This window comes from Pseudomonas sp. MWU12-2020, assembly GCF_023100605.1.
GTDB classification, from domain to species: Bacteria; Pseudomonadota; Gammaproteobacteria; order Pseudomonadales; family Pseudomonadaceae; genus Aquipseudomonas; species Aquipseudomonas fluorescens_H.
Genome location: NZ_JALMEX010000004.1, coordinates 191,970 through 217,350, shown reverse-complemented (window position 1 = coordinate 217,350; position 25,381 = coordinate 191,970). Strand labels below are relative to the sequence as shown.

Below are 25,381 nucleotides of genomic sequence, written 5' to 3'. Positions count from 1 at the left end.
CTAGCCCAAACCCCGCATCCATCCCACCGGTAAATCCACCGCGTGATCCAAATGATCTGTGCAATCAGCAAACAAAAACCACGCATCACTTGGCCACTATTGCCGCCTATAATGCGCCACCTCGTCGCATTTCCCGCTCAAGGATGAACCCCCTCATGCCCCACCGCTTGCTGCTGCCCCTGTTGATCACCGCTGTTGTGCAACTGAGCGGCTGCGCCGCGTATCGCAACTACGACCTGGAACTGCAACAGACCACCGACCAGTTCAAGGCCGGCAATATCGACGGCGCCCTGGCGCTGATCGAAGCGCACAACCCGGATCCGGAAAAAGACCTGCTCTACTACTTCGAAAAGGGCGCCGTCCTCAGCGCCGGCGGCGCGCTGCCGCAGAGCCAGACAACCTGGCGCAGCGCCGAGCAGATGATCATCGAGCGCCAGGACACGATCGAGACCACCGGTGACAAGTTGCTCGCGGCGATGGGCGATCACTGGGGCGGCATCATCAATGACAAGCTGCGGCGCTACGATGGCTACGACTATGAAAAAGTCATGCTGACCACGCAAATGGCCCTCAACCAATTGGCGCTGAATGACTTCGACGGGGCCCGTGCCGACATCAAGAAAACCCACGAACGCGAAGCGCTGATCGCCCGGCAGCGGGAGCTGGAATACGAACGTATCGAAGATGCGGCCAAGGCCCAGGGCGCGCGCGTGCACTACAAGGACCTGCAGGGTTATCCGGTGGTGATGCTCGAATCCCCGGCAGTGATTGCCCTGAAAAACGGTTACCAGAGCGCGTTCAGTCACTACCTCGCCGGCTTCACCTATGAGGCGCTCGGCGAAAAAGACCTGGCGGCGCCCGGTTATCGTCAGGCCATCGAGCTGCGCCCGGACATGCCGTTTTTCCAACAGGCACTGCGCGACCTCGACAGCCCCGGACTCAAGGCCGACGAAAGCGATGTGCTGATCATCGTGCAAAGTGGTCTGGCACCGGCCCGCAGCTCGGTGCGCGTACCGTATCCGGTGCAGCTCAAGGACGGTCAGGTGATCGTCGCCAACATTTCCTTCCCGGTGATGGTGCCGGATAACTCCACCGCGCCGTTCAAGCAGGTCCGCATCGACGGTCGCGAGAAAAAGCTGATCGCGGTCAACAGCATCACCGATATGTCTTTGCGCACACTGCGTGACGACATGCCTGGGATTATCCAGCGCACCACCTACCGGGCGTTCCTCGCGGCGGACGTTCAAGGTACCGACAATCGCCGCAATCCGGCCAAGGCCTCCTACGTCACCCAGTGGGATGGTTTCGAGCAGGCCGACACCCGCACCTGGCGCACCCTGCCCAACCTGACACAGGTCGTGCGCCTGCGTCTGAAAAAGGGCGAGCACCAGATCAGCCTGCCGAACACTTCAGGCACTCCACTGAACATCCGCATCGACCAGAATCGCCAGATGATCGGCCTTCGCGTGCTGGGCGAGCGGATTTACGCGAACGGCAGCGCTTTTCAACCTGCAACGTCGGTGGGAAATCGCGTATCCGCCGTGAAATAAGTAATGGCACCAAACTAACAAGTGCGATTAAAAAGCTATTACATGGCCAGCATCGCCCGCTTATAATGCCGCGCCCGCGCTATAGCGACGCGGCATAAAAGCTCCTCTGGTTATGAGGAATTGGCAGGAGGCCAGCGCCACTGTCGATGGGTCACACCAGCCCGACCAGCACCGGCGGCTGATGCAGTTTCTAGCTCAGGGAAGAAGTACCCCCATGGCATTGCGCACTCCCACCTTGATCGCGCTCAGCGCTGTCACCCTGCTGTCCGGCTGTTCGGCGTTTCGCAACTACGATTCGGAACTGGCCCAGACCAACCAGCAACTGGCCACCGGCAACGTCGATGCCGCGCTGACCCTGCTGGAAAAAAACAACACCGGCCCCGACAAAGACTTGCTCTATTACTTCGAGAAAGGTGAGTTGCTGCGCGCCAAGGGCGACCTGTCCGGCAGTCAGAACGCCTGGACCAGTGCCGATCAGGTGGTCGGGCAGTGGGAAGATGCGGTCAAGCTCGACTCCGGCAAATACCTGGCGCAGTTCGGCAGCTTCATCGTTAACGACAAGGTCCGCCGCTACGAAGGCTACGACTACGAAAAAGTCATGCTGACCACGCAGATGGCCCTCAACCTGCTGGCGGTCAACGACTTCGACGGCGCCCGCACCGCGATCAAGAAGACTCACGAACGTGAAGCGGTGATCGCCGACCTGCGTGACAAGGAATACCTCAAGAGCGAGGAAGAGGCCGAAAAAGAAGGCATCAAGACTCAGTACAAGGATCTGCAGGGTTACCCGGTCGCCAGCCTCGATGCGCCAGAAGTGGTCAGTCTGAAAAACAGCTACCAGAGTGCGTTCAGCCATTACCTGGCCGGTTTCGTCTACGAAGCCCTGGGCGAGAAAGACCTGGCTGCGCCGGGCTACCGTAAAGCCGCCGAACTGCGTCCGAACACGCCGCTGCTGGAGCAGGCGCTGGTCAATCTCGACAAGCCGACCAAGAGCGACGACAGCGACATCCTGATCGTGGTGCAAAGCGGTCTGGCGCCAGCGCGCGACTCGATCCGCGTGCCGCTGCCGTTGCCGATCTCCAACAACGTGGTGATCACCCCGCTGTCGTTCCCGATCATCAAGCCTGACACCTCTACCGCACCGTTCGCGCAGATTGGCGTCGATGGCCAGCAAGTCAACCTGACCGCCCTCAACAGCACCACCGCCATGTCCCGTCGCGCCCTGCGCGATGACATGCCGGGGATCATCGTTCGCACCACCGTGCGCGCGATCACCAAAGGTGTGGCGCAGAAGAAGATCAACGAAACCAACCCGCTGGCCGGCCTCGCCGTGGGTATTTCTTCAGCTGTGCTGGAAGGTGCCGATACCCGTACGTGGCGCACCCTGCCGGACAACACCCAAGTGGTGCGTCTGCGCTTGAAGAAAGGCGAACACCAAGTCAGTCTGCCGAGCGCCGTCGGTGGCTCGGTGGTCAAGGTCACCGTCGATCAGCGCTACCAGGTGATCAGCCTGCGCGCCGTGGGTAATCAGGTGTTCGCTGCGGGCCTCGCCGCCCACGTCATCCCGAGCGCCGGCGCGACCAACGTCGCCAGCCTCAAACAACCTTAAGAACGGAGTCTTTGCATGCGCTTGAAACTCTTCGCCGTTGCCGCTCTCGCCGTCCTGGCCAGCGGCTGCGCCACCCCGCCACCACCGGAGCCGGGCAGCGCCGCGAGCAAGGTCGTGGCCATGGGCCCGCAGAAACACATCGCGGTTGGCGCCATGCGCGTCGCCCGCGAGAACGGCTTCATGACCGTCAATGTGCAGTTGACCAACACCCTCAACAGCAACAAGACGTTCTACTACCGCTTCGCCTGGCTGGGCCCGGAAGGTTTCCCGGTCGCCGAGGAAGAAGTCTGGAAAAGCCAGATGATGTACGGCGCCCAGACCAGCTTCATCCAGGGCATCGCCCCGACCCCGAAAGCCGTGGATTTCCGCCTGGAACTCAAGACGCCTTAAGTCCGCCACCCTATTTCTGTTTTAGAGAGCATTCCCATGTTTGCACGCTTTTCCTTGATCGCCGTCCTCGCCCTACTGGCTTCCGGTTGCGCCAACACCTCGCCGACCCTGGGCAGCAAGAACATCAGCTACGGCGACACCAAAGCGGTTGAAACCGTGACCAACGAATTCGGTTCGACCGACCTGCAAATGATCGCCGAATCGATGACCCGCTCGCTGGCCCAGTCCGGCATCCTGCAGGGCCGCCCGGTGGTGCAGGTCTACGACGTGAAGAACAAGACCAGCGAGTACATCGATACCCGCGAAATCACCACCAGCATCAAGACTCAACTGATGAAGTCCGGCACCGCCCGCTTCGCCAGCGACAACACCGCAATGCAGAGCCAGGTCGATCAGCTCAAGCTGCAAAACCAGAGCGGTCTGTACAAGAAGAGCACCGTGGCCAAGACCGGCAACATGATCGCTGCCAAATATCGTCTGGAAGGCTCGATCAGCTCGATCGTCAAGCGCAGCAGCGATTACAAGGACGTCTTCTACAAATTCAGCCTGCAACTGATCGACGTTGAAAGCGGTCTGGCCGAGTGGATGGACGAAAAAGAGATCCGCAAAACCACGGAGCGTTAATTGATGCGCACATGGATTGGCATGATGGCCCTGGCTTGCGCGTTCAGCGTGCAAGCGGCCCCGAAAGTCGCGGTAACGGATCTGGCGTATCAGGAACGGGTGGAGCAGTACATCCACATCGTTTCGGCGCAGAACAATTATCGCGAGGGTTATTACAGCTCCAGTGGTTCCTCGAACTACAACGAGCTGGAAGCGACCACCAGCTACATCGAACAAGGTGAGCTGCGTAAATTCACCGGCGACATCAAGGGTGAAATCCTCCGCACCGGGATGTTTCAGCTGGTGCAGGGCACGCCGTACACCGCATCGTCCAAGGGTGACGTGTACGACGTGATCAAGCGGATCAAGGCCGGCAACTTCAAGGGCGCCGACTATGTGCTGTTCGGCACCGTGTCGGACATCGACTTCACCCAGGACATGAACGAGCTGGCGCACACCGACAGCTATTCGGCGGTTTTGGGCCTGACGCTGGTGGCCGATTTCAGCCTGATCAACACCAAGACCTACGAGATCACTTCGGCCTTCACGGCGATGGGCGAAGCACAGGACACCAAACTGGTGAACGGCCGCGACATCAAGATCTCGCTGAATCGCCCTCGGGTGGTGCGTGACGTGTCGAAAGCGCTGGGCGAAGACGTCGCCGGGCAACTGAGCATGCAGCTCGGTGGCGGCGGGTACGAGCAGCCGCGTGAAGCGCCGCAGCGCAACAACTTGCCGCGTGATACTGCGCCGGTGATCTTGCGCTGACTCTTGGCTGAACGCGTTCTGTGGCGAGGGAGCTTGCTCCCGCTGGGCTGCGAAGCAGACCCAAAAGCTTGTGAGCGCTGCGCACTCAAGCGGGAGCAAGCTCCCTCGCCACAATTGAGCGTCACTCCAAAGTCTTGGCGGATAAAAAAAGGCGACCCCAAGAGGTCGCCTTTTTTCTGCCTGCGGGTTTTACACCACCGCTTTACGCAACGTCGCCATGAACGCCGCCGCGCCAATGAACAGCCCGGCAAACGTGCGGTTCATGCGTTTCTGCTGCTTCGGCGTGCGCAACAGGCGCAGCACCTTGGACGCCAGACCGGTGTAGCCGGCCATGACAATCAGATCCACGCAGATCATGGTCACGCCGATCACCAGGTACTGCATCAGCAGCGGTGCGTGCGGATTGATGAACTGCGGCAGCACCGCGAGCATGAACACCAGTGCCTTGGGGTTGCTGATGTTCACCAGAAAGCCGCGGAACACCAGCGCCAGCGGCTTGCCGATCGGGCGCACGGCGGCGTCATCGCTCATGTCCATGGGCAGCGCGCGCCATTGCTTGATCGCCAGGTAGACCAGATAGGCCACGCCAAACCATTTGATCGCATAGAACGCGGTGGCCGATGCGGTGAGAATCGCGCCGACCCCGGCGCCGACAATTGCAATCTGTACCGCCAGGCCGACTTGCAGGCCCAACGCGTTCCAGTAGCCGCGCCAGAAGCCGTATTGCAGGCCGCTGGACATCGACGCAATGGCGCCCGCGCCCGGGGACAGACTGATCACCCAGCAGGCGGCAAAGAATGCCAGCCATGTTTGAAGCTCCATCGCACACCTCGACTGTGAATCGTGACAGACGTCAAAGCTAATGCGGTTTGGCGCGGATGACTACCGATTTTTGCTGGATGGTCCGGGCGCGGCTGATGGCCTCTTCGCGAGCAAGCCCGCTCCCACATTGGATTTGTGTCGATCACAGATCCAATGTGGGAGCGGGCTTGCTCGCGAAGGCGTCTGATCAGACGCCCGAAGACTACTTTTCGAAACCGCTCGAAGGAAACACATCACTCCCGCGCCAGCGCCGCACCGAACGCTGGAAGAACAGGCTGTTCGGCACTTGCACCATGGCACTGCCTGTTCCCAGTTCTTCGGCTTCGATCAATGTGGTGTACAGCAGATTGATCGCCACCACCCGGCCCTTGACGCCGGGCTTGTCGGTGGTGTCCACCAGCTCGACCACATCGCCGAGGCGGAACGGGCCGACGGTGAAGATCAGAATCGCGCACAGCAGGTTCGACAGCACACTCCACATCGCGAAGAACGCCACCGCCGCCACCGCGACGAAACCCGACAGCGCCGTCCACAACACCGTGGCCGACACCCCGAGGCGTTCCAGCACAAAGATCAGCGCGCTGCCCATGATCAGCCAGCGCAGACCGCCACGCAGCGGCATCAGCAGCTGCGGCGGAAACGGGTAGCGCTCACCCAGACGGGTCAGGCCTTTGGCAACGAAGCGCTGAGCGAGATAACCGGCCAGCAGGATCAGCAGAATCTGCACACCGAGCCAGATCGGCTCGACCCACACCGCCGGCAATGGCCACTTGAACGCGTCCATCAGGACAACGCCTCCAGCTCCGCCTGCATGCTTTCCAGGGTTTCCAGCGCTTCCATCCACGCTTCTTCCAGCTCGGCTTCGCGCACCTTCAATTTGGCCTGTTCGGCCAGCAGATCACGCAACTCGTTCTTGCGTGCCGGCTCGTAGATGTCGCTGTCGCCGAGGCTGGCATCGACCTTCGCCAGCTTCTCGTGAAGCTTGCCCAGTTCGGCTTCGAGCTTGTCGGCCTCGCGCTTGTGCGGTGCCAGTTGCTGACGCAATGCAGCGGCGGCCTGGCGCTGAGCCTTCTTGTCGGTCTTGTCCGGATTGACCGGAGTGTTGCTGACCGGCGCATTGCGCTGACGGTATTCCACCAGCCAGCGCGCGTAGTCTTCGAGGTCGCCATCGAACTCTTCGACCTTGCCATCGGCGACCAGGTAGAAGTTGTCGGTGGTGCTCTTGAGCAAGTGCCGATCGTGAGACACCACCAATACCGCGCCGCTGAATTCCTGCAGCGCCATGGTCAGCGCCAGGCGCATTTCCAGGTCGAGGTGGTTGGTCGGTTCGTCGAGCAGCAACAGATTCGGCCGTTCCCAGGCGATCAATGCCAGCGCCAGACGCGCTTTCTCGCCACCGGAGAAATTCAGCACCGGCTCGTCGATGCGTGCGCCACGGAAGTCGAAACCACCGAGGAAGTCGCGCAGGGTCTGTTCACGTTCGGTCGGCGCCAGACGCTGCAAATGCAGCAGCGGGCTGGCCTTGGCATCCAGCGAGTCGAGCTGATGCTGGGCGAAGTAGCCGACGACGGTGTTCTCGCCACGGGTCAGACGCCCGGCCAGTGGCTCGAGTTCGCCAGCAAGGTTCTTGATCAGGGTCGATTTACCGGCGCCGTTCGGCCCGAGCAGACCGATCCGCGCACCCGGGGTCAGTTGCAGCTTGACCTTCTCCAGGATGGTTTTATCGCCGTAACCCAGACGCGCATCGGACAGGTCGATCAGCGGACTGGAGATCTTGGTCGATTCGCGGAACACGAAATCGAACGGCGAATCGACGTGGGCCGCCGACAGCTCTTCCATGCGCTCCAGGGCCTTGATCCGGCTCTGCGCCTGACGGGCCTTGGTGGCCTGGGCCTTGAAGCGGGCGATGTAGCTTTCCATGTGCGCACGTTGCGCCTGCTGCTTCTCGTAGGCCTGTTGCTGCTGGGCCAGACGTTCGGCACGGGCGCGTTCGAACGCGGTGTAGCCACCACGGTAGAGGGTCAGTTTGCGCTGATCGACATGGGCCACGTGATCGACCACTTCATCGAGGAAGTCGCGGTCGTGGGAAATCAGCAGCAGGGTGCCCGGGTAGCTTTTCAGCCACTCTTCGAGCCAGATGATCGCGTCGAGATCCAGGTGGTTGGTCGGTTCGTCGAGCAACAACAAGTCCGACGGACACATCAAGGCCTGCGCCAGGTTCAGACGCATCCGCCAGCCACCGGAGAAATCTCCTACCTGACGATCCATCTGTTCATTGGTGAAACCGAGACCGGCCAGCAACTTGCGCGCCCGCGCATCGGCGGTATAGCCGTCGGCGCTGTCGAGTTCGGCGTGCAGACGGGCCAGAGCCGTGCCATCGTGGGCCGCTTCGGCGGCGGCGAGGTCACGTTGCACTTCGCGTAGACGCAGGTCGCCATCGAGCACATAGTCGACCGCCAGGCGTTCGAGCGTGTCGACCTCCTGGCGCATGTGCGCGATCCGCCAGTCGGCCGGCAGCAGGCAATCGCCCGAGTCCGGGTGCAACTCGCCGCGCAGCAAGGCAAACAGGCTGGATTTGCCGGCGCCGTTGGCACCGATGAGGCCGGCTTTGTGGCCGGCGTGCAGGGTCAGCTCGGCGTCTTCTAGCAGACGTTGCGGGCCACGCTGTAAAGTCAGGTTCTGAAGTCGGATCATAATGGCGGCGGAGTCTACCAGCTTCGCTCACAACTGGCGCGAGTAGCACGATGTCCTCTGACCTGTGGAGCTTTTCCCTTGCCATCTACGCCCGACCGGGCGTGGAACCTGCTTGCCTGCAACTGCAAACGGCGGGGGCCAATGTCTGCCTGCTGCTGTGTGGTTTATGGCTGGAACAGCGCGGCGCGGCCTGCGACGAACAGCGCGTGCAGCAGCTGAAAATGCTGGTGGGGCCGTGGGATGTGGAGGTGGTGCAGCCACTGCGTGCGTTGCGTACTCAGTGGAAAACCCTGGCCGAGGAAGATCCGGTGCTCAAGGGGCTGCGAGAACAAATGAAAGCGCTGGAGCTGGAAGCCGAACGGCATCTGCTGTGGCAACTGGAACAGGTTGCGCAGGATTGGCCGCGCGATGACGCATCAGCGTCGGGGGAGTGGCTGGAAAGTCTGACGGGATCGGCCGCCAGCCCGAACCGCGACGCGCTGCAAGTGCTGCGCGTCGCGGCAACCGGCACTTAGGAAGCGCTGGTCGGGTTGCTGCTGGCGCTCGACGCAGCGGCTGGCGTTGGCGCAGTCGTGGTGGTCGAGGTGGAAGCGGCTGGAGCAGGCGCGGCGGCCGGCGCCGGAGCGGCTGGCTTGGCGGCAGGTGCAGTCGCCGGTTTGGCGGCAGCTGGTTTGGCAACGGCCGGTTTTTTCGCGGCAGGTTTGGCAGCTGGCTTGGCGGCTGGTTTAGCGGCTGGCTTTGCGGCTGGCTTTGCGGCTACTGGTTTGGCGGCAGGCTTGGCTGCAGCGGTCGCAGGTTTTGCTGCTGCAGGTTTGGCAGCGGTTTTAGCGGCAGGCTTGGCCGCTGGTTTGGCAGCAACCTTGGCAGCAGGTTTTGCCGCGACCGGTTTGGCCGCAGTCTTGGCTGCCGGTTTTGCAGCGGCGGTTTTCGCGGCAGGTTTGGCAGCCGGTTTTACCGCTACTTTGGCAGCTGGTTTAGCAGCAGTTTTTGCCGGAGCGACTTTGCGCGCAGCAGGTTTTGCTGCTGGCTTGGCAGCCGGTTTTGCCGCTGCAGGTTTGGCAGCGGCAGTACGTGCGGCCGGTTTCGCAGCGCTCGCCGCAGCCGGTTTTTTCACTGCGGTTTTTGCAGCAGGTTTGGCGGCGGTTTTAGCCGGTGCCTTGGCTGCTGGTTTGGCTGCCGGTTTTGCCGCAGCGGTTTTCGCCGGGGCTTTCGCCGCAGAAGGTTTGGCTGCCGCTTTTTTCGCAGGCGCTGCTGCTGGTTTGGCGGCGCGGGAGGACAGCGCTTTGCCGGCAGCCTCTTGCACACGGCCGACACCCTGGGCCAGTTTCAGGCTTTCCTGGGCATCACGCTTGAGTTGCAGAATGTAGCCGCGAGTGTCGGATTGACGCCCCTTCAGCGCGTCAAGCAAGTCTTCGAGTTCTTTGACGGCAGCCTTGGCCTTGTTCTGCGCCTTGGCTTTACCGGCAGTGGCTGCGTCCTGCAATTTGGTACGGGACTTGTGCAGTTTTTCTTGCGCCTTGCCGCGTTGCTTTTCCAGTTTGGCGAGCAGTTTTTCAGCATCAGCCAAGGCTTGGGAGCAAGCGTTTTCCAAATGCTCGAGCAGGCTGCCCGAGAGTTGTTGGAGTAGGTGCAACGGAGTGTTTACAGGCTTCTTGGTGGCCGACATGGTTTACCTCCTGGCTGACGTGAGTGCGGCTCATACTAGACCTCTGCAGTTACCGCCGCTAGGTCATCTTGACAGTATCGAAACCGTTGCGTTGCAACGAAGTGAAAATGTTCTGCACAAAGACAAAAGCAGTTCACCGTTGCAGACCTTCGCGCTGGCATAATCGCCCGCATCTCAGGACGGAGAGTGCCCATGTCGCGCTACCTTTTTTTATCCCTCTGGATGATTTTTTCCGCCGCCCACGCCGACGAAAAAACCACCGCGAACGATGCTCACGATCTGGCCTACAGCCTCGGTGCCAGCCTCGGTGAACGCTTGCGCCAAGAGGTGCCGCAATTGCAGATTCAGGCATTGGTCGAAGGTTTGCAGCAGGCCTATCAAGGCAAGCCGCTGGCCCTGAGCGAAGCGCGGATCGAGCAGATCCTGGCGGATCACGAATCGCAAAACGCCGAACACTCGTCGCTGCCTTCCAGTGATGCCGCGATGGAAAACGAGCAGCGTTTTCTCACCGCCGAAAAAGCCAAACCGGGTGTGAAGGAATTGGCCGACGGCATCCTGCTGACCGAGCTGAGCCCGGGCACTGGCCCCAAGGCCGGGCCGGATGGAAAAGTGCAGGTGCTGTATGTCGGTCGCCTGCCGGATGGCACCGTGTTCGATCAGAACACTCAGCCACAATGGTTCAGCCTCGACAGCGTGATTGCCGGGTGGCGTACGGCGTTGCAGAACATGCCGGTTGGCGCGAAGTGGCGACTGGTGATTCCATCGGATCAAGCCTACGGCGCCGACGGTGCGGGCGATCTGATCGCGCCGTTCACACCGCTGGTGTTTGAGGTCGAATTGCGCGGTGCAACGAGCTGACCGACGCCGACTCGCCTGCATAAAAAAACGCGGTGCGCTTTCGGCGCACCGCGTTTTTCATGTCGGCGAGAAACGAATCAGGCCTGAACCGGATCTTCCTGCTTGTGCGCGGTGTGCAGCACTTCAATCAGGCAATCTTCCAGTTCGAAGCGTTCGTGCAGCAGGCCACCCAGTTCCTTGAACTTCTCGGCGACGCATTTGCCTTCATCACAAAGGTCGTTGAAGGCGAGGAGTTTTTCGGTGATGACGTCGATGCGCGGGTAGAGGGTTTCGGCAAGCTCGAGGCCGCGCTTGTCGTTGAACGCCTTGGCTTCGCCGGTCAGCTGTTCGTAAATCTCGAAGTGCCCGGCCGAGACGTAATCGACCAGCACGCCGCAGAACTCCTGCAAGGGCTTGCGGCTCTCGGACAAGGCCTGAGGTTGCGCACCCAGCTTGTCGTAGGCACCGATCAGTTCTTCACGCTCTTGCAACCAGCGGTCGATCAGCAGATGAACTCCACCCCAGCGTTCCTGAGCATTCTGACAACTTTCGAGCATGGCGATCTCTCTTCCCTTGTGGGTCATGCTGCTCTACACCCGCGCCCCTCTTCTGGCTTTTACGCTTGGAGGCCGACCGGGCAGAGCGTCATCGAGCAACATAAATCCAATGACACGTGCGGGCCAGATTATGCCCGCACGCCTATGGCTTCAAGGTACGCAGGAGATAAAGTTCATACAAGTGTTTAATCCCCGACCAGCGCCCGGTGCGACGCTTCGCCGCTGAGCGGTCGTTGCAGCGCGCTCCAGACCAGACGCAGTAACTGATAAACCGCAAGGATCGACATCGCCACAAAGAACAGCAGACTCCATTCCGGGATGCTCAAATCGAACAGCGTCCAGGAAAATTTCCGCGCAATCGACACCGCCCTTGAACATCCGCAGCGTTGCGCACAACCACGGCAGGTTGCTGAACAGCGCTTCGGAATCGGGCGCGCAACTGGTCATTTGCACCAGCGGATCACTCTGCAACAACACCTGCCGCCAGGCCGCCGTGGTCCCGCCCAGGCTCAGGCCAAGCGCGGTCGCCCAATAGAGCGACAGGCCGACACGCCGTGGGCCGTGAATCGCCGCCAGCCCGCAACAGACCATCAGCAACGCCATGAAGAAGCGTTGCGCCAGGCACAGACTGCAGGGCGTCAGCCCGACCGCATATTCGAGGTAATAGGAAGCTCCCAGGGCCAGTGCGCCTGCAGTGAAAGCCGTAAAAAACAAGGAGCGTGAACAGGCCAACGACATGGCTTTTCCGTAGCAGTGGAGACAGGCAGTTACGGTAGAGGAAAGCTTGTCAGCCTTTCAAGGCAGGTGCCTGGCGACAGTTCACCAGAAGTGTAGGGAAAACCCGACAGGCGCGAGAGGAATAGGTGTAGTCCGCTGTAGGACTTTGCCCAACACGCCCGCCAGAGGTAATTATTCGCTCACTGAACGTTGACGAGGGAGTGGCCTCCCTCGTGATTTCAGGCGCGAACCGGCACCGGTAACGGCGCGGCCAGCAGGCGTTCATCCAGCAGTCCGAGACCTTCCTGGAACAACTGGTTGCTGCGCTCGGTATCACCCAGTTGCGCGAGCAGGCGCGCCAACTCGGCGCAGGCTTCCGGGTTACGCTGCACCCGCAGACTGCTTTCCAGATAATCCCGTGCCTTGCCCCACAAGCTGGTTTGCAGACAGAGACGACCGAGGGTCAGCAACAGGCTTGGATCAGCCGGATGCTCCTTGAGCCAGCCTTCGGCGGTCTGCAACTGACGCGCCGGATCGCTGCCGCGCACCAGGCCATAAAGACGTGCCAGGTGGCTGTCGTACTTGCGCTTGAGGGCGCTGCGCAGGACTTCTTCCGCCTCGACCTGAGCCCCCAGCTGACGCAGTTGTTCGGCGTATGCCAGCACCAGCGCCGGCTCCTGACGCTGCGCGGAAGTCAATTGCTCCCAGGCACGCGTGAGTGACTGCAGACCGACTTTGCCGTCCTCGTCACGATGCGCCGCCAGGGACAGGTTGTTGCCCCAGGCACGCCGTTCGAGTTCCGCCAGCTCGGCCGGCGGCAACACCTTGTCCTTGCGCAGTTCCGGCAACAGGCGAATGACCGCCGCCCAGTCGCCACGCTGCTGATGCAGACGCTGCAACTGTCGCAAGGTCTGCACGTTATGCGGATGCCGCTCGTGCATCGCTTGCAGGGTCACCAGGGCGCCGTCGGTGTCACCACGATCGGTCTGCAACTGCGCGTGACTCAAGGCAATCGCCAGTTCGGCCTGAGGCTGGCGCTCCAGGGCACGCTCAAGCAACTGATCACACTCCTCGTACTTGCCTTGTTCGTTGGCCGCGCGTGCCGCGCCGAGGTAATACAACAGCGGCTGGCGCTCGGCCTCGGCGGCGCGAGCGAGGTGACGTTGCGCGCTGGCCCAGCGACCTTCGGCCAGATCCAGCTGACCGTGTTCGATGGCCACCTGCACCCGACGGCTGCGGTTGCGCCGTGACCACGGATTGACCACGCCACCGGACGTCATGATCAGCTCGACCAGGGCCTTGATGCCCCAGATCACCAGCCACAACACCGCAATCAGCGCCAGCGTCGCCCACAGGCTCGATTCATAGCGAAAGCTCTTGTAGGCAACCAGCACGTAACCGGAATGCTCGGCAATCGCCAGGCCCAGCGCCGCCGTCGCGGCGATCACCAGAAACACGATCACATACAGGCGTTTCATGGCGTGGTCTCCTGCGCGGTGTTGGCGGCAGGTTTGGCGAACGGTTTGACCGATTCTTCAGCGTTGACGTTACGGCGTTCCAGGTAAGCCTGCACCGCGCTCAACGTGCCGGTCAGATCCGGGGTCTTGACCGTCACAGGTTGCTGGCTCAGCTCGGCAACCTGTTCGAGCATGATTTTGCTCTGCGGATTATCCGGATTGAAATTGCCCTTGAGCACATCCCGTGCTTCGGTCAGCGCCTGGCTGTAGACCGGCCCCTGGCCATTGAGCGCCGCCCATTGCGCCTGCTCCAGCGCCAGACTCAGCGCCAGGCGTACCTGACTCAGACTTTGCCCGGCCAGCAGTGGCTTCACATTCTTGTCGGCATTGAAATCGATGCGGATGTAGCGCGACACCTGATCCCACCACTGCGCCCAGCGACTGGCACCATCGCCGTCAGCGGTCAGGCCCAGCAGCGATTCGCCGCGATCCTTGTACTCCGGCGCCAGTTCGGTCAGTTGGATGACCTGATCACGCAAGGCCCCGATGCGCAGGAACAGCCCGGTGCGATCCGGCTGCTCGGTGCTGCGCAGGGCGACGAGGGTCTTGGCCACTTGCTCGCGGGCGGCGAACGAGCCGGGATCGTTCTGTTCACGGAGGATTTCGTCGGCCCCCTGCACCAGCGCCTGGGCGCTGCTGATGTCCTGCAGGGCCGAGAGGCGCAGACTGGCCAGACGCAGCAGATGCTCGGCCTCGGCCAGACGCCAGTCCTTGCGGCTGGCGCCGAGAACGGTTTCCAGGCGCTGGTTGAGGCGCTGCTGATCACCCTGCAGTTGCGTCACCAGACGCTGGCGCTCGGCGAGTTCATCGGCACCGGGCAGTTGCGCGAGGCGCTCGGTCAGGCGCTGTTCGTTGAGCTTGAGGCTCTGCGCCTGATCGTTCAACGCCTGCACCTGATCGGACTGTTGTGCGGTGTTGGTCTGCAGGTGACGCACCTGCCAGACCCCCCAGCCACCGATCGCCACGCCGGCAGCGCCGAGCAACAGGGCGACAATGGCCAGTCCGTTGCCTCGGCGCGGCTCTTTGGCCGGCGGTGGAGTTTCAACCTGGGCATCGATCACAGGCTGGACATCATCTTTAGGCAAGGCTGTTTCGCTCACGTATCCATCCTTTGCATTAGAGAACGGGCACGGGATGCTCCCGTAACGCCGTCAGCAAAGCCGCGGCACTCGCGCCGCGGCAATCCACAACTGTTCGGGCCCCGGCGGCACGCGCCAGCTCGGCGACCCTTGGGCTCGGCACAAACAACGGCAACTGCGCAATTGAAGGCCAGGCATCGCCGGCCATCTGGCGCAAGTGCTCGAAACCCTGTCCACTGCTGACCACCAGCCCGTTCAAGCGTTCCGCTGCAATCCGCCGCGGCAGCTCTTGCGGCGGGTAGGCCGGCAGGTCACGCCGATACAACTCCAGATACTCGACACTAGCACCAAGCGCGCGCAGGCGCTCGGCGAGCAGCTCGCGGCCACCCTCGCCACGCAGGATCAGCACCTGCGCGCCGGGCTCGGTGACCGCCTCGCGCAGACGCGACAATTGCAGCAGGGCTTCACTGTCATCGCCGTCGGCGGGAAAGTGTACGTCGAGACCGTGATCGCGAAGAATCTGCGCAGTCGCCGCGCCGACGCTGAACCACGGCATCGACAACGACCGAGGTCCATAAGCGTCCAGCAGATCAAGCGCAATCCGCGCCGCCGGTTTGCTGACCACGATGACCGCGCTGCAACCCGAGAGCCGCGCCAGCGCCTGACGTATCTTGGCAGAGACCGGCAGCGGCGCTATGTCCAGAAGCGGCAGGCAACTGCTGAAAATCCCTTGTCCGGCCAACTCCGCGGCCAGCGCCGCACAGTCATCCGCAGGGCGCGTCAGCAGCAGGCGCCAGCCAGTCACTCGTGACCTGCCTCGCCATACACCGCTTTGAGAATGTCGTCGGCACCCTGGCTGAGCAAGTCTTCGGCAACCTTCACCCCCAGCGTCTCGGCATCGGCACGCGGCGCGCGCGCCTCGGCGCTGAGCAGCTTGCCACCACTCGGCTCGCCCACCAGCCCACGCAACCACAACTGCTCACCTTCGAGCACGGCGTAGCAGGCGATCGGCACCTGGCAGCCGCCATTCAGATGTTTATTGAGCGCACGTTCAGCGGTCACGCGCGAAGCGGTGTCGGCGTGATGCAACGGTGCGAGCAAGGCGTGGATTTGCGTGTCGGCGCTGCGGCACTCGATGCCAACGGCGCCCTGGCCACCGGCCGGCAGGCTGTCGTCGACGCTGATGGCCGAGGTGATGCGGTCTTCGAAACCGAGACGAATCAGACCGGCCGCCGCGAGGATGATCGCGTCGTACTCACCGGCATCGAGCTTGGCCAGACGAGTGTTGACGTTACCGCGCAGGAAGCGGATTTCCAGATCAGGACGACGGGTCAGCAGTTGCGCCTGACGCCGCAGGCTAGAGGTGCCGACGATGGCGCCGGCAGGCAGCGCATCCAGGCTGGCGTAGGTATTGGAAACGAAAGCATCACGCGGGTCTTCGCGTTCGCAGATGCAGAACAGACCAAGGCCTTCGGGGAAGTCCATCGGCACGTCTTTCATCGAGTGCACGGCGATGTCGGCTTCGTTTTCCAGCAGCGCGGTTTCCAGTTCCTTGACGAACAGGCCCTTGCCGCCGATTTTCGACAGCGGCGAGTCGAGCAGCTTGTCACCGCGACTGACCATGGGCACCAGCGTCACCAGCAAACCCGGATGGGCCGCTTCCAGACGAGCTTTGACGTATTCGGCCTGCCAGAGGGCCAGCGCACTTTTACGGGTGGCGATGCGGATTTCGCGAGAGGACATGGATCAATCCGTACTGAATAGATACGGCGGATAATAACAGCTCAGCCAAATCCACTTTGACTTGAATCAGAAACGGCGTGGCCTCCCTGGCCTGCAATGCCCGGTAGAAGAAAGTGAAACCAAGCGCGAAGGCCGGGTCAGAGGCCCTGCATCATCTTGCGCACACCGGCCACATGCCGACGACTGACGATCAGCGCATCACCATTGAGGCCTTTGAGGAACAGCTGGAAATGCCCCAGCGGCGTGCGTTGCAGACGCTCGATGCGGTCACGGGCGACCAGCGCGTTGCGGTGGATACGCACGAAACGCTCGCCGAATTCGTCTTCAAGGGCCTTGAGCGGTTCGTCCAGCAGCACTTCGCCAGTCTCGTGGCGCAGGGTCACGTATTTGTGATCGGCAATGAAATAGACCACCTGATCCAGCGGGATCAGCTCGATGCCTTTGCGGGTCCGGGCGCTGATATGGCTGCGCGGGCCGTTACCGCTTTCGGCGGCGGGACGGGTCAGGGCCGAGAGTTGGGCCCGGTTGGGACGTTCAGCCCGTTTCAGGGCGTCATGCAGATGTTCGGTTCGCACGGGTTTCACCACATAGCCCACGGCGCTGGCCTGCAGGGCTTCCACGGCAAATTCATCGGGGCCGGTGCAAAACACCACGGCCGGCGGCGTTTCGCGCTCGCACAGACGGGCAGCGACCTGCAGGCCATCGAGGCCCGGCATGCGGATATCGAGTAGCACGATATCCGGCTTGTGGCTGTCGATCAGCGCCAACGCCTCTTCGCCATTCGTGGCGCTGGGCTCCAGGACTGTATAACCCTCGAGCTCGCTTACCATTCGGCTTAGGCGCTCGCGAGCCAGTGGTTCGTCATCAACGATCAGGACATTCATATTGCGCTGGATTCCTGCGTGAGTCTCGCACAAGGATAGCGTAGACAGGTGAAGTGACGTCCGTCACCGCGATCCACGCTAAGACTAGCCCGAGCGCCAAAAAGTGCCGTACGTCGGCCAGCAATATTTGCCAGTGTCCGCGTCGTACTGCTCAAAGCCCGCTGTTTCCTGCGTTTTTCACGGGGTATGCCAAAGGACAAAAGCACCCACCCCCTCTTCTTATAGTCGGCACTTGCGCGATCCGCAGTCGCGCCGACCCTTATGTCCAACTGTAGACGCTTGCCGGGCCGATATTGCTCAATCGAAAAATATCCTTGCGCAAATCCCCCGCAGACAGCGCCGACTATGAATGAGCAGATGAGAAAAAAACGTATCGACCGGTGTCAGCGACAGGATTGGCAACCCTGTTATTATCCGCGCCAGCGTTTCACGCCTTCTTTCTTCAAGCCGATACGAGCGAATTCATGAGCACTGACAAGACCAATCAGTCCTGGGGCGGCCGCTTCAGTGAACCCGTCGACGCCTTCGTCGCCCGCTTCACCGCCTCCGTCACCTTCGACCAGCGCCTGTATCGCCACGACATCATGGGCTCGATCGCCCACGCCACTATGCTGGCCAAGGTCGGCGTGCTGACCGATGCCGAGCGCGACAGTATCATCGACGGCCTGAAGACCATTCAGGGCGAAATCGAGGCCGGCCAGTTCGACTGGCGCGTCGACCTCGAAGACGTGCACATGAACATCGAAGCGCGCCTGACCGATCGCATCGGCATCACCGGCAAGAAACTGCACACCGGGCGCAGCCGTAATGACCAGGTCGCCACCGACATCCGGCTGTGGCTGCGTGATGAAATCGACCTGATCCTGGCCGAGATCACCCGCCTGCAAAAAGGCCTGCTGGAGCAGGCCGAGCGCGAAGCCGCGAGCATCATGCCCGGCTTCACTCACCTGCAAACTGCCCAGCCAGTGACCTTCGGCCACCACATGCTGGCCTGGTTCGAAATGCTCAGCCGCGACTACGAGCGTCTGGTCGACTGCCGCAAGCGCACCAACCGCATGCCACTGGGCAGCGCCGCGCTGGCCGGCACCACCTACCCGATCGACCGCGAATACACCGCGCAACTGTTGGGCTTCGACGCCGTCGGCGGCAACTCGCTGGACAACGTGTCCGATCGCGACTTCGCCATCGAGTTCTGCTCGGCCGCGAGCATCGCGATGATGCACCTGTCGCGTTTCTCCGAAGAGCTGGTGCTGTGGACCAGCGCGCAGTTCCAGTTCATCGATCTGCCGGATCGTTTCTGCACCGGCAGCTCGATCATGCCGCAAAAGAAAAACCCGGACGTGCCGGAACTGGTACGCGGCAAGACCGGCCGTGTGTTCGGTGCGCTGATGGGCCTGCTGACCCTGATGAAAGGCCAGCCACTGGCCTACAACAAGGACAACCAGGAAGACAAAGAGCCGCTGTTCGACGCCGCCGACACCCTACGCGATTCGCTGCGGGCCTTTGCCGACATGATCCCGGCGATCAAGCCGAAGCACGCGATCATGCGCGAAGCGGCGCTGCGCGGTTTCTCCACCGCGACCGACCTGGCGGACTACCTGGTGCGCCGTGGCCTGCCGTTCCGTGACTGCCACGAAATCGTCGGTCACGCGGTGAAGTACGGCGTCGACACCGGCAAGGATCTGGCCGAGATGAGCCTGGAAGAACTGCGTCAGTTCAGCGATCAGATCGAGCAGGACGTGTTCGCCGTGCTGACACTGGAAGGTTCGGTGAATGCCCGTGACCATATCGGCGGGACTGCGCCGGCGCAGGTCAAGGCCGCCGTGGCTCGCGGTCAGGCCCTCATCGCCAGCCGCTAAAGGTCAAAAGCTTCGCGAGCAGGCTCGCTCCCACAGTCTGGATTTGTTAATACAGTCCAAATGTGGGAGCGGGCTTGCTCGCGAATGCTGACTTCAGAACACTGCAAGACCTACTTCTTCGCTGCGATCATCGCCAAAAACGCCGGCATCGCCAATTCTTTGTCCGCCGCAATCTTCTGCACATGCGGATTCTGCTCAAGCCGCTCCAACAGCGCCTTGGCCTTCGGCATCTCTGCCAGCAAATCGATCCCGAACAGTTTCTGCCCGACCGCACACGCCAGCGGCACGCTGTACAGGAAGTACACATCCGCGATGCTCAAACTGTCGCCCGCCACGTACGGGGCGAATTTGCCGTGTCGACCCAACGCCGCGAAACCCAGCAGCAACTCGGCTTTGGTTTTCTCCTTGATCGCCTCCGGCACCGCCGCGCCAAAGAACGCTTCGCCATAACAGGCGCGGCCCGGCAGCTCGATGTACAACTCGATTTCCTTGGCAATCGCCAGCACCTGCGCCCGCTCGAATGGATCGCTCGGCAGTAGCGGCGTGCCCTTCTGGGTCTGTTCGAGGTATTCAAGGATGATCGCGGTTTCGTTGATGAAACCCGCCTCGACGCCCAGCACCGGCACTTTGCCGCGTGGACTGATCGCCAATGATTCAGGCGTCGGCGTCGGGTAGAAGGTGACTTCTTCGAACGCCAGGCCCTTTTCCAGCAGCGCCAGCTTGACCATGTTGTAGTAGTTGCTGACAGCGAATCCGTAGAGCTTGAACATCACATAGCCTCCAGGCCGTGCGGGGTGGGCAGTCACTGTTTATAGATCGCCCGCCACGATCCTGCCAGCAGCATCACGCCGCTGAATGCGGGTAAACTGGCGCCTTTCCTTGAGGAGCCTGCCATGAGCGAGCCGACAGACATCGACAACGACGAAGAAGAGTTCACCGAGGCGACGTTGATCGAAGCCATCGAGAACCAGATCGAAAGCGACAACCCGCCAGCGGCCAAGGCGACGTTCAACAAACTGACTTTGGTGGGCGTCGAGCGCGAAGAGATCCTTAATCTGATGGCCCATGTGCTGGCCTACGAGATTGACGCAATGCTCGACGAAGACCGCGCGTTCGATACCGAGTGGTACGAAGCAGCGCTGCGTAAGTTGCCCGAGCTGCCACCGGAAAAGCAGTAAACCCCGATCCTGTAGGAGTGAGCCTGCTCGCGATTGCGTTCTTTCAGCAAAAAATCAGCTGACTGACACGGCGCAATCGCGAGCAGGCTCACTCCTACAATGTTTGTTACGTATCTGCCGTACCATCTCCAGGCCCCTGACTACACTGCACTCCACCTCGAAAGGAAAAACCCGGCCACCGGCACTGGACATGCCGCAAAAGCGGGTTCACCTTAGGGGCGCTGTCGTCTAATTCCTAGAAAGTCTGGAGTCCTTATGTCGCTTACCCCTGAGCTGGTTGCCGAACTGGAAGTCCTCGCACTCTTCAACCTGGACAGTTCCCAGGAAGGTTTGAAAATTCATCAGACCGCTGCCCCGAAACATATCGCCGCCGCCAAACGCCTCTTCGAGAAAGAACTCACCGACCAGCCTGATGGCGGGTATCTGACCAGCCTGGGTCGTGATGCCGCGCAAAATGTGCAAACCGTGCTGACCATTCTGAGAGAGCAGGAAACCGCCTGATTCCCCCCGTCTTTGCCCACGGGAACTCCTGCCACGGGATTTCCGCGGGCCCACCCGGCACCCCGCGCTAAAAATCTGACGTCAAAAAACAAATTCAGCTTAAAAGTCCCGCTGCGCAAAGGCTAAACTGCCTCCCATTCCGAGACCCTCTTCGTCCGAGCCTGCGAGCCGGTTTGAGCTGACATGACGCGCACCCATGAAATCCGCCCCGACCTGGACGAAGGCATCGACCGCAAGGTGCTCAGCCAGCTGCGCGCGCGCTTTCTCAAGCTCAATGAGGGTCGCCTTGGCCGGGCGCTCGAAGGTCTGTCGACCCGCCAGCAAGGCGTACTGACCCTGCTGCCACTGTTCTTCCACGTCAATCACCCGCTGTTGCCGGGCTATGTTTCCGGCAGCACCCCCGCCGGGCTGTCCAACTATGAACCGGACGCCAGCGCCCTCGCCGAAGCGCAGCGCCTGACCCGCTCGTTCTCCTACAAGCCGCGCCATGGCAGCAACCCGCCTCGGCCGATTCACGGACTGTTTCTGATGGGCAGCCTCGGCACCCTGGCTCAGGCCGATCAGAGCGACATGGACGTGTGGGTTTGCCACGCACCGGACCTGAGCGAAAACGAACTCGCCGAACTGCGCAAAAAATGCCAGCTCCTCGAAGCCTGGGCCGCGACCCAAGGCGCCGAGGCGCACTTCTTCCTGATCGATCCGGTGCGCTTCGTCAAAGGCGAACGCGACACCCAGCTTAGCTCCGAAAACTGCGGCAGCACTCAGCACTATCTGTTGCTGGACGAGTTTTATCGCACCGCGATCTGGCTGGCCGGGCGCACACCGATCTGGTGGCTGGTGCCGGTCTACGAAGAAACCGCCTACGACCAGTACACCCACACCCTGCTGTCCAAGCGCTTCATTCGCGCCGACGAGACACTTGATCTCGGGCATCTGGCGACGATTCCGCCGGGCGAGTTCATCGGCGCCGGCCTGTGGCAATTGTTCAAGGGCATCGAGTCGCCCTACAAGTCGGTGCTCAAGCTGTTGCTGACCGAGGTCTACGCCAGCGAGCACCCGAACGTGCAGTGCCTGAGCCTGCGCTACAAGCAGGCCGTGTTCGCCAATCAGCTGGATCTGGATGAGCTGGATCCGTACATGGTGGTGTACCGACGCATCGAGGAATACCTCAGCGCCCGCAACGAGCCGGAGCGGCTGGAGCTGGTGCGGCGCGCGCTTTATCTCAAGGTCAACCGCAAGCTTACCGGCAACAGCCGCACCCAGAGCTGGCAGCGCTCGCTGCTGGAGCGCCTGGCCCACGAGTGGCATTGGGATCAGCGGCAACTGGCCTTGCTCGACAGCCGCAGCCAGTGGAAAGTCCGTCAGGTCAGTGCCGAACGCCGCGCCCTGGTCAATGAACTGAACTACAGCTATCGCTTCCTGACCCAGTTCGCCCGCACCGAACAGACCGTCAGCCTGATCAACAAGCGCGACCTCAATGTGCTCGGTCGCCGCTTGTACGCCGCGTTCGAACGCAAGGCCGACAAGGTCGAGTTCATCAATCCCGGCATCGCCCCGGATCTGGCCGAAGACACTTTGACCCTGGTGCAGTCGCCGAACAAAAAAGAGCCCGGGCAAACCCAGTGGGGCCTGTACAACGGCAGCCTGACTGCGCTGGAATGGGAGCACTTCGCGCCGATCAAGCGCAGCCGTGAGTTGCTCGAACTGCTGACCTGGTGCCACCGCAACGGCGTGATCGACAGTAGCACCCGCCTGGCCCTGCACCCCGGCACCAGCGACTTGAGCGAGTTCGAACTGTTCAACCTGCTCGGCAGCCTGCAGCAGTGCATCGCCCTGCCCTTGCCGACCGTCGCCGAAGAACCGCTGCTGCGCGCCGCGGTGCCGAGCGAAGTGCTGATCCTGGTCAACGTCGGTGTCGATCCGCTCAAGCATCACCGCGACCTGAACATCCTGATGACCACCGAACGCACCGATTCCCTGAGTTACGCCGGGGTGCGCGAAAACCTTGTGCTGACCCTCGATCAGGTCACGCTCAACAGTTGGAACGAAGTGCTGGTCAACCGTTTCGACGGCCCCCACGCGTTGCTCGATTGCCTGCGCGACTACCTCAATAATCTGCCGCGCGGCCCGCAGCAGCCGTCATTGAAAGTGCGCTGCTTCTGCCATAACCGCGCGCAGTTCATTGCCCGGCGCGTCGAAGAAGTCATCGACACCGCGCAGACCCTGCTGCTCAGCGAGCTCAATCACCGCTACCTGATTCAGGTGCAACAGCACTATCACGTGCTGGAGCTGGTGCCGGGCCAGGTCAACCATGTCGCGCTCGCTACCTTGCCGGCGCTGTTGGATTACCTCGGCGAAGAACAGCCGCGCTACAGCCCGCTGCACCTGGACCCGATGGCACTGGAGGATCACGATCTCGCGCTGATCCTGCCGATGGGCCAGCCGGAATCGATTCAGGTGTTCTACCGGATCACTGAACAACAGGCCGAGCTGTACGTGCTGGATGAGTTCAACGCGCTGTGGCAACAGCATCTGCCGTATCACGACGAACAGAGCCTGCTGGTGCCACTGCAGCGTTTTCTGCAATCGATCCAGTACCGCCGTGAAGCGCTGCTGCCAATGGATGCCAGCCCGGCGGTTCTCGATATTTTGTATTACCAGCTGTTGCCCTCGGGCCCGGGCAGGGCTCGACGGGTCGAGGCTCGGCCAACGCCGCAGACACCGGTCAACAAACCTTTCTACGACGTACAGGCGATTGTCGGCAAAGCCGCACCCGGAGAGGTGCAGGTCACGCTGTATTGCAATCAACGGGAATTCAGCGAGCTGGAACATGGCGACCAGTTGTTCCGCGTGGTCGCCCGGGAGATCGTCGAGCAACGCCGCGAGACCGAGCGCTATCGCTGCTACATCACCGACCTGGACCTCTCGGGCCTGCTCGGTGATGGTCAGAGTTCAAGCAATTTGTATCTGCGCTACAAGGCCGACCTGGAGCGCGCCCTGAACGAGGCGCTCGAACAGGTCTGAGGCGGGTTTATTCGCGGAATTCACCGCCGTTGGCCGGCTGCGATTCGACTTCCAGCAAGGTCAGTTTCAGGGTCTTGCCACCCGGTGCCGGCCAATCGATGTGCTGACCGACTTTCAGGCCGAGCAGCGCGCTGCCGACCGGCGCCAGGATCGAGATCTTGCCTTCGTCGGCGTTGGCGTCATTGGGATAGACCAGCGTCAGGTGATAGTCCTTGCCGCTGCCTTCTTCGCGGCAGTGCACGCGGGAATTCATCGTCACGACATCAGCGGGCACTTCATCGTGGCCGACCAGTGTATCGGCGCGGTCCAGTTCGGTTTGCAGCGCGATCACGCCCGGCAGCGTGTCATCCAGGCTGTCGATCAGGCGCTCCAGACGTTGTACGTCCAGACGGGTAAGGGTGATGGAAGGTGCGGTCATGATCCGGGCAGACTCCTTTCTTCTGCACACAAAAAAAGCAAAACCCCGCCAAAAAAGACGGGGTTTTCACCAGGCCTCGATGGGTTGAGGCGTGTTCGGACACTATCACAGCTCAAAAAATATACAAGCCACCCACTTTTGATCTGGCAAGAACCCCTGTGGCGAGGGGATTTATCCCCGATGGGTCGCGCAGCGGCCCCAAGCTTCTGAGACTGCTGCGCAGTCTATCGGGGATAAATCCCCTCACCACAGGGTCGAGTCAAGTCAGGGCTTTTCGTGCGGCAGCCTGCTGGCAGATGATCCGACGGCGCTCATCATCGGCCGAGCGCCATTCGCGAATATCCTCGACATGGCGGAAGCAGCCGAGACAAACCTTCTGTTCATCCAGCCGGCACACGCCGCTGCACGGCGAAGGCACGGCCGGGCTGATGTTGCTGTAAAGCGGCTTTGGCGGACGAACAGGTGCGGTGTCAGTCACGAAATCACAGACCTTCGAAATCGAATTCGACACCGGCTTGCTGCTTGACGATGCGCTCGAGCATCTCGCCCAGCTGCTCTTCGCTCTTGTCGCACATCCAGCGCTCGCTCTCTTCGTCGTAGTCGAAGTGGAAACCGCCGGAGACCGCCGCCAACCACAGCTGACGCAACGGCTCCTGACGACTGAAGATCAGCTGCGTGCCGTTTTCAAACTTCACAGTCAGTACACCGGCCGAGCTTTCCAGGTCGATATCCAGGTCGCTTTCGTCAAAGATGTCCTCCAGTTTTTCCTGGGTTTCATCGACCAGATCGTGGAAACGCGCTTCGGACAAACTCATTGTGGCAACCTCAAAAAATGTCTGATCAGGCTCAAGCGCCGCAAGATACGGACGCTGCCGGCCGATTGCAAAGATTAACGACCAAGCACCTGCCCCACTCCCGACACCAAACCCTGTAGGAGTGAGCCTGCTCGCGAATGGCCGGCACAT

Annotated in this window: 25 protein-coding genes and 1 pseudogene; 11 read left to right on the top strand and 15 right to left on the bottom strand. The window is 61.4% G+C overall.

The window, feature by feature from the left end:
* Positions 1-155: 155 nt before the first annotated feature.
* From M0814_RS11345 to M0814_RS11325, 5 genes are all read left to right on the top strand, one after another.
* A complete protein-coding gene (locus M0814_RS11345; RefSeq protein WP_103483664.1) occupies positions 156-1,550 on the top strand; it encodes a hypothetical protein in 1,395 nt (464 codons plus the stop codon).
* 214 nt (positions 1,551-1,764) lie between these two features.
* Entirely contained in the window at positions 1,765-3,159 is a 1,395-nt protein-coding gene (locus M0814_RS11340) for a hypothetical protein (RefSeq protein WP_003229360.1), read from the top strand.
* 15 nt (positions 3,160-3,174) lie between these two features.
* On the top strand, positions 3,175-3,549 hold the full coding sequence (locus M0814_RS11335) for a YcfL family protein (RefSeq protein WP_103483665.1): 375 nt from the start codon (positions 3,175-3,177) through the stop codon (positions 3,547-3,549).
* 36 nt (positions 3,550-3,585) lie between these two features.
* Positions 3,586-4,173 (top strand): penicillin-binding protein activator LpoB, encoded by a 588-nt coding sequence (lpoB, locus tag M0814_RS11330; protein ID WP_003229365.1) that lies wholly within the window; start codon positions 3,586-3,588, stop codon positions 4,171-4,173.
* Positions 4,174-4,176: 3 nt separating this feature from the next.
* A complete protein-coding gene (locus tag M0814_RS11325; RefSeq protein ID WP_103483666.1) occupies positions 4,177-4,920 on the top strand; it encodes a penicillin-binding protein activator LpoB in 744 nt (247 codons plus the stop codon).
* Between the two features lie 189 nt (positions 4,921-5,109).
* Here M0814_RS11325 and rhtB read toward each other — a convergent pair whose 3' ends face one another.
* The 3 genes from rhtB to M0814_RS11310 all read right to left on the bottom strand — a co-directional run bounded on the left by rhtB (position 5,110) and on the right by M0814_RS11310 (position 8,436).
* Positions 5,110-5,742: a homoserine/homoserine lactone efflux protein gene (gene rhtB / locus M0814_RS11320; RefSeq protein ID WP_064589768.1), complete on the bottom strand. Its 633-nt coding sequence runs from the start codon at positions 5,740-5,742 to the stop codon at positions 5,110-5,112.
* A gap of 202 nt (positions 5,743-5,944) precedes the next feature.
* On the bottom strand, positions 5,945-6,526 hold the full coding sequence (locus M0814_RS11315; RefSeq protein WP_003229371.1) for a mechanosensitive ion channel family protein: 582 nt from the start codon (positions 6,524-6,526) through the stop codon (positions 5,945-5,947).
* Positions 6,526-8,436: an ATP-binding cassette domain-containing protein gene (locus M0814_RS11310; RefSeq protein ID WP_003229372.1), complete on the bottom strand. Its 1,911-nt coding sequence runs from the start codon at positions 8,434-8,436 to the stop codon at positions 6,526-6,528. Before M0814_RS11310 ends, M0814_RS11315 begins: the two co-directional genes overlap by 1 nt.
* Positions 8,437-8,486: 50 nt before the next feature.
* On the opposite strand from M0814_RS11310, the gene M0814_RS11305 reads away from it, so the two are divergent.
* Positions 8,487-8,951, top strand: a complete 465-nt coding sequence (locus tag M0814_RS11305; RefSeq protein ID WP_103483667.1) for a TIGR02444 family protein — start codon at positions 8,487-8,489, stop codon at positions 8,949-8,951.
* Here the strand turns inward: M0814_RS11305 and M0814_RS11300 are convergent.
* Positions 8,948-10,102: an AlgP family protein gene (locus M0814_RS11300; protein WP_103483668.1), complete on the bottom strand. Its 1,155-nt coding sequence runs from the start codon at positions 10,100-10,102 to the stop codon at positions 8,948-8,950. The genes M0814_RS11305 and M0814_RS11300 overlap by 4 nt on opposite strands.
* A 192-nt stretch (positions 10,103-10,294) precedes the next feature.
* Between M0814_RS11300 and M0814_RS11295 the strand changes: the two genes are divergently transcribed.
* Positions 10,295-10,960: an FKBP-type peptidyl-prolyl cis-trans isomerase gene (locus M0814_RS11295; RefSeq protein ID WP_003229378.1), complete on the top strand. Its 666-nt coding sequence runs from the start codon at positions 10,295-10,297 to the stop codon at positions 10,958-10,960.
* A 77-nt stretch (positions 10,961-11,037) separates the two neighbouring features.
* On the opposite strand, the gene rsd is transcribed toward M0814_RS11295, so the two are convergent.
* The 7 genes and pseudogenes from rsd to M0814_RS11260 all read right to left on the bottom strand — a co-directional run bounded on the left by rsd (position 11,038) and on the right by M0814_RS11260 (position 17,436).
* Entirely contained in the window at positions 11,038-11,496 is a 459-nt protein-coding gene (rsd, locus tag M0814_RS11290) for a sigma D regulator (RefSeq protein WP_103483669.1), read from the bottom strand.
* A gap of 185 nt (positions 11,497-11,681) precedes the next feature.
* Positions 11,682-12,234: pseudogene (locus M0814_RS11285) on the bottom strand (disulfide bond formation protein B).
* 218 nt (positions 12,235-12,452) lie between these two features.
* Positions 12,453-13,691: a heme biosynthesis protein HemY gene (locus M0814_RS11280; protein WP_103483670.1), complete on the bottom strand. Its 1,239-nt coding sequence runs from the start codon at positions 13,689-13,691 to the stop codon at positions 12,453-12,455.
* The gene (locus M0814_RS11275) at positions 13,688-14,830 is read right to left on the bottom strand and encodes a uroporphyrinogen-III C-methyltransferase (RefSeq protein WP_103483671.1); all 1,143 of its coding nucleotides are present in this window, start codon (positions 14,828-14,830) and stop codon (positions 13,688-13,690) included. The genes M0814_RS11280 and M0814_RS11275 overlap by 4 nt, the downstream gene beginning before the upstream one ends.
* Positions 14,831-14,846: 16 nt before the next feature.
* A complete protein-coding gene (locus M0814_RS11270) occupies positions 14,847-15,614 on the bottom strand; it encodes a uroporphyrinogen-III synthase (protein ID WP_103483672.1) in 768 nt (255 codons plus the stop codon).
* Complete coding sequence (hemC, locus tag M0814_RS11265) at positions 15,611-16,552, bottom strand: hydroxymethylbilane synthase (RefSeq protein ID WP_103483673.1); 942 nt, start codon at positions 16,550-16,552, stop codon at positions 15,611-15,613. Before hemC ends, M0814_RS11270 begins: the two co-directional genes overlap by 4 nt.
* Positions 16,553-16,689: 137 nt before the next feature.
* Positions 16,690-17,436, bottom strand: a complete 747-nt coding sequence (locus M0814_RS11260) for a LytTR family DNA-binding domain-containing protein (RefSeq protein WP_103483674.1) — start codon at positions 17,434-17,436, stop codon at positions 16,690-16,692.
* A 464-nt stretch (positions 17,437-17,900) separates the two neighbouring features.
* Here M0814_RS11260 and argH point away from each other — a divergent pair, with 464 nt between their 5' ends.
* The gene (gene argH / locus M0814_RS11255; RefSeq protein ID WP_103368168.1) at positions 17,901-19,295 is read left to right on the top strand and encodes an argininosuccinate lyase; all 1,395 of its coding nucleotides are present in this window, start codon (positions 17,901-17,903) and stop codon (positions 19,293-19,295) included.
* Between the two features lie 110 nt (positions 19,296-19,405).
* Here the strand turns inward: argH and M0814_RS11250 are convergent, their stop codons facing one another.
* Positions 19,406-20,065, bottom strand: coding sequence for a glutathione S-transferase (locus tag M0814_RS11250; RefSeq protein WP_103483675.1), 660 nt, complete (start codon positions 20,063-20,065; stop codon positions 19,406-19,408).
* Positions 20,066-20,188: 123 nt separating this feature from the next.
* Between M0814_RS11250 and M0814_RS11245 the strand changes: the two genes are divergently transcribed.
* The 3 genes from M0814_RS11245 to M0814_RS11235 all read left to right on the top strand — a co-directional run bounded on the left by M0814_RS11245 (position 20,189) and on the right by M0814_RS11235 (position 23,998).
* Entirely contained in the window at positions 20,189-20,473 is a 285-nt protein-coding gene (locus M0814_RS11245; RefSeq protein WP_103483676.1) for a hypothetical protein, read from the top strand.
* A gap of 255 nt (positions 20,474-20,728) precedes the next feature.
* Positions 20,729-20,974 carry a TIGR02647 family protein gene (locus M0814_RS11240; protein ID WP_003229392.1) on the top strand — a complete coding sequence of 82 codons (246 nt, stop codon included), beginning with the start codon at positions 20,729-20,731 and terminating at the stop codon, positions 20,972-20,974.
* Positions 20,975-21,157: 183 nt separating this feature from the next.
* On the top strand, positions 21,158-23,998 hold the full coding sequence (locus M0814_RS11235) for a class I adenylate cyclase (RefSeq protein WP_103483677.1): 2,841 nt from the start codon (positions 21,158-21,160) through the stop codon (positions 23,996-23,998).
* Between the two features lie 7 nt (positions 23,999-24,005).
* Here M0814_RS11235 and rnk read toward each other — a convergent pair whose 3' ends face one another.
* The 3 genes from rnk to cyaY form a co-directional block, all read right to left on the bottom strand.
* Entirely contained in the window at positions 24,006-24,416 is a 411-nt protein-coding gene (gene rnk, locus M0814_RS11230; protein WP_103483678.1) for a nucleoside diphosphate kinase regulator, read from the bottom strand.
* A gap of 259 nt (positions 24,417-24,675) precedes the next feature.
* On the bottom strand, positions 24,676-24,894 hold the full coding sequence (locus M0814_RS11225; RefSeq protein WP_103483679.1) for a DUF1289 domain-containing protein: 219 nt from the start codon (positions 24,892-24,894) through the stop codon (positions 24,676-24,678).
* A gap of 4 nt (positions 24,895-24,898) precedes the next feature.
* Positions 24,899-25,231, bottom strand: a complete 333-nt coding sequence (gene cyaY, locus M0814_RS11220) for an iron donor protein CyaY (RefSeq protein ID WP_003229398.1) — start codon at positions 25,229-25,231, stop codon at positions 24,899-24,901.
* Positions 25,232-25,381: the final 150 nt, after the last annotated feature.

Excerpts from the sequence above, each read along its gene's own strand:
- M0814_RS11345 (WP_103483664.1), top strand. The coding sequence starts at position 156 with ATGCCCCACCGCTTGCTGCTGCCCCTGTTGATCACCGCTGTTGTGCAA.
- M0814_RS11340 (WP_003229360.1), top strand. The coding sequence starts at position 1,765 with ATGGCATTGCGCACTCCCACCTTGATCGCGCTCAGCGCTGTCACCCTG.
- M0814_RS11335 (WP_103483665.1), top strand. The coding sequence starts at position 3,175 with ATGCGCTTGAAACTCTTCGCCGTTGCCGCTCTCGCCGTCCTGGCCAGC.
- lpoB (WP_003229365.1), top strand. The coding sequence starts at position 3,586 with ATGTTTGCACGCTTTTCCTTGATCGCCGTCCTCGCCCTACTGGCTTCC.
- M0814_RS11325 (WP_103483666.1), top strand. The coding sequence starts at position 4,177 with ATGCGCACATGGATTGGCATGATGGCCCTGGCTTGCGCGTTCAGCGTG.
- rhtB (WP_064589768.1), bottom strand. The coding sequence starts at position 5,742 with ATGGAGCTTCAAACATGGCTGGCATTCTTTGCCGCCTGCTGGGTGATC.
- M0814_RS11315 (WP_003229371.1), bottom strand. The coding sequence starts at position 6,526 with ATGGACGCGTTCAAGTGGCCATTGCCGGCGGTGTGGGTCGAGCCGATC.
- M0814_RS11310 (WP_003229372.1), bottom strand. The coding sequence starts at position 8,436 with ATGATCCGACTTCAGAACCTGACTTTACAGCGTGGCCCGCAACGTCTG.
- M0814_RS11305 (WP_103483667.1), top strand. The coding sequence starts at position 8,487 with ATGTCCTCTGACCTGTGGAGCTTTTCCCTTGCCATCTACGCCCGACCG.
- M0814_RS11300 (WP_103483668.1), bottom strand. The coding sequence starts at position 10,102 with ATGTCGGCCACCAAGAAGCCTGTAAACACTCCGTTGCACCTACTCCAA.
- M0814_RS11295 (WP_003229378.1), top strand. The coding sequence starts at position 10,295 with ATGTCGCGCTACCTTTTTTTATCCCTCTGGATGATTTTTTCCGCCGCC.
- rsd (WP_103483669.1), bottom strand. The coding sequence starts at position 11,496 with ATGCTCGAAAGTTGTCAGAATGCTCAGGAACGCTGGGGTGGAGTTCAT.
- M0814_RS11280 (WP_103483670.1), bottom strand. The coding sequence starts at position 13,691 with ATGAAACGCCTGTATGTGATCGTGTTTCTGGTGATCGCCGCGACGGCG.
- hemC (WP_103483673.1), bottom strand. The coding sequence starts at position 16,552 with ATGTCCTCTCGCGAAATCCGCATCGCCACCCGTAAAAGTGCGCTGGCC.
- M0814_RS11260 (WP_103483674.1), bottom strand. The coding sequence starts at position 17,436 with ATGAATGTCCTGATCGTTGATGACGAACCACTGGCTCGCGAGCGCCTA.
- argH (WP_103368168.1), top strand. The coding sequence starts at position 17,901 with ATGAGCACTGACAAGACCAATCAGTCCTGGGGCGGCCGCTTCAGTGAA.
- M0814_RS11250 (WP_103483675.1), bottom strand. The coding sequence starts at position 20,065 with ATGTTCAAGCTCTACGGATTCGCTGTCAGCAACTACTACAACATGGTC.
- M0814_RS11245 (WP_103483676.1), top strand. The coding sequence starts at position 20,189 with ATGAGCGAGCCGACAGACATCGACAACGACGAAGAAGAGTTCACCGAG.
- M0814_RS11240 (WP_003229392.1), top strand. The coding sequence starts at position 20,729 with ATGTCGCTTACCCCTGAGCTGGTTGCCGAACTGGAAGTCCTCGCACTC.
- M0814_RS11235 (WP_103483677.1), top strand. The coding sequence starts at position 21,158 with ATGACGCGCACCCATGAAATCCGCCCCGACCTGGACGAAGGCATCGAC.
- rnk (WP_103483678.1), bottom strand. The coding sequence starts at position 24,416 with ATGACCGCACCTTCCATCACCCTTACCCGTCTGGACGTACAACGTCTG.
- cyaY (WP_003229398.1), bottom strand. The coding sequence starts at position 25,231 with ATGAGTTTGTCCGAAGCGCGTTTCCACGATCTGGTCGATGAAACCCAG.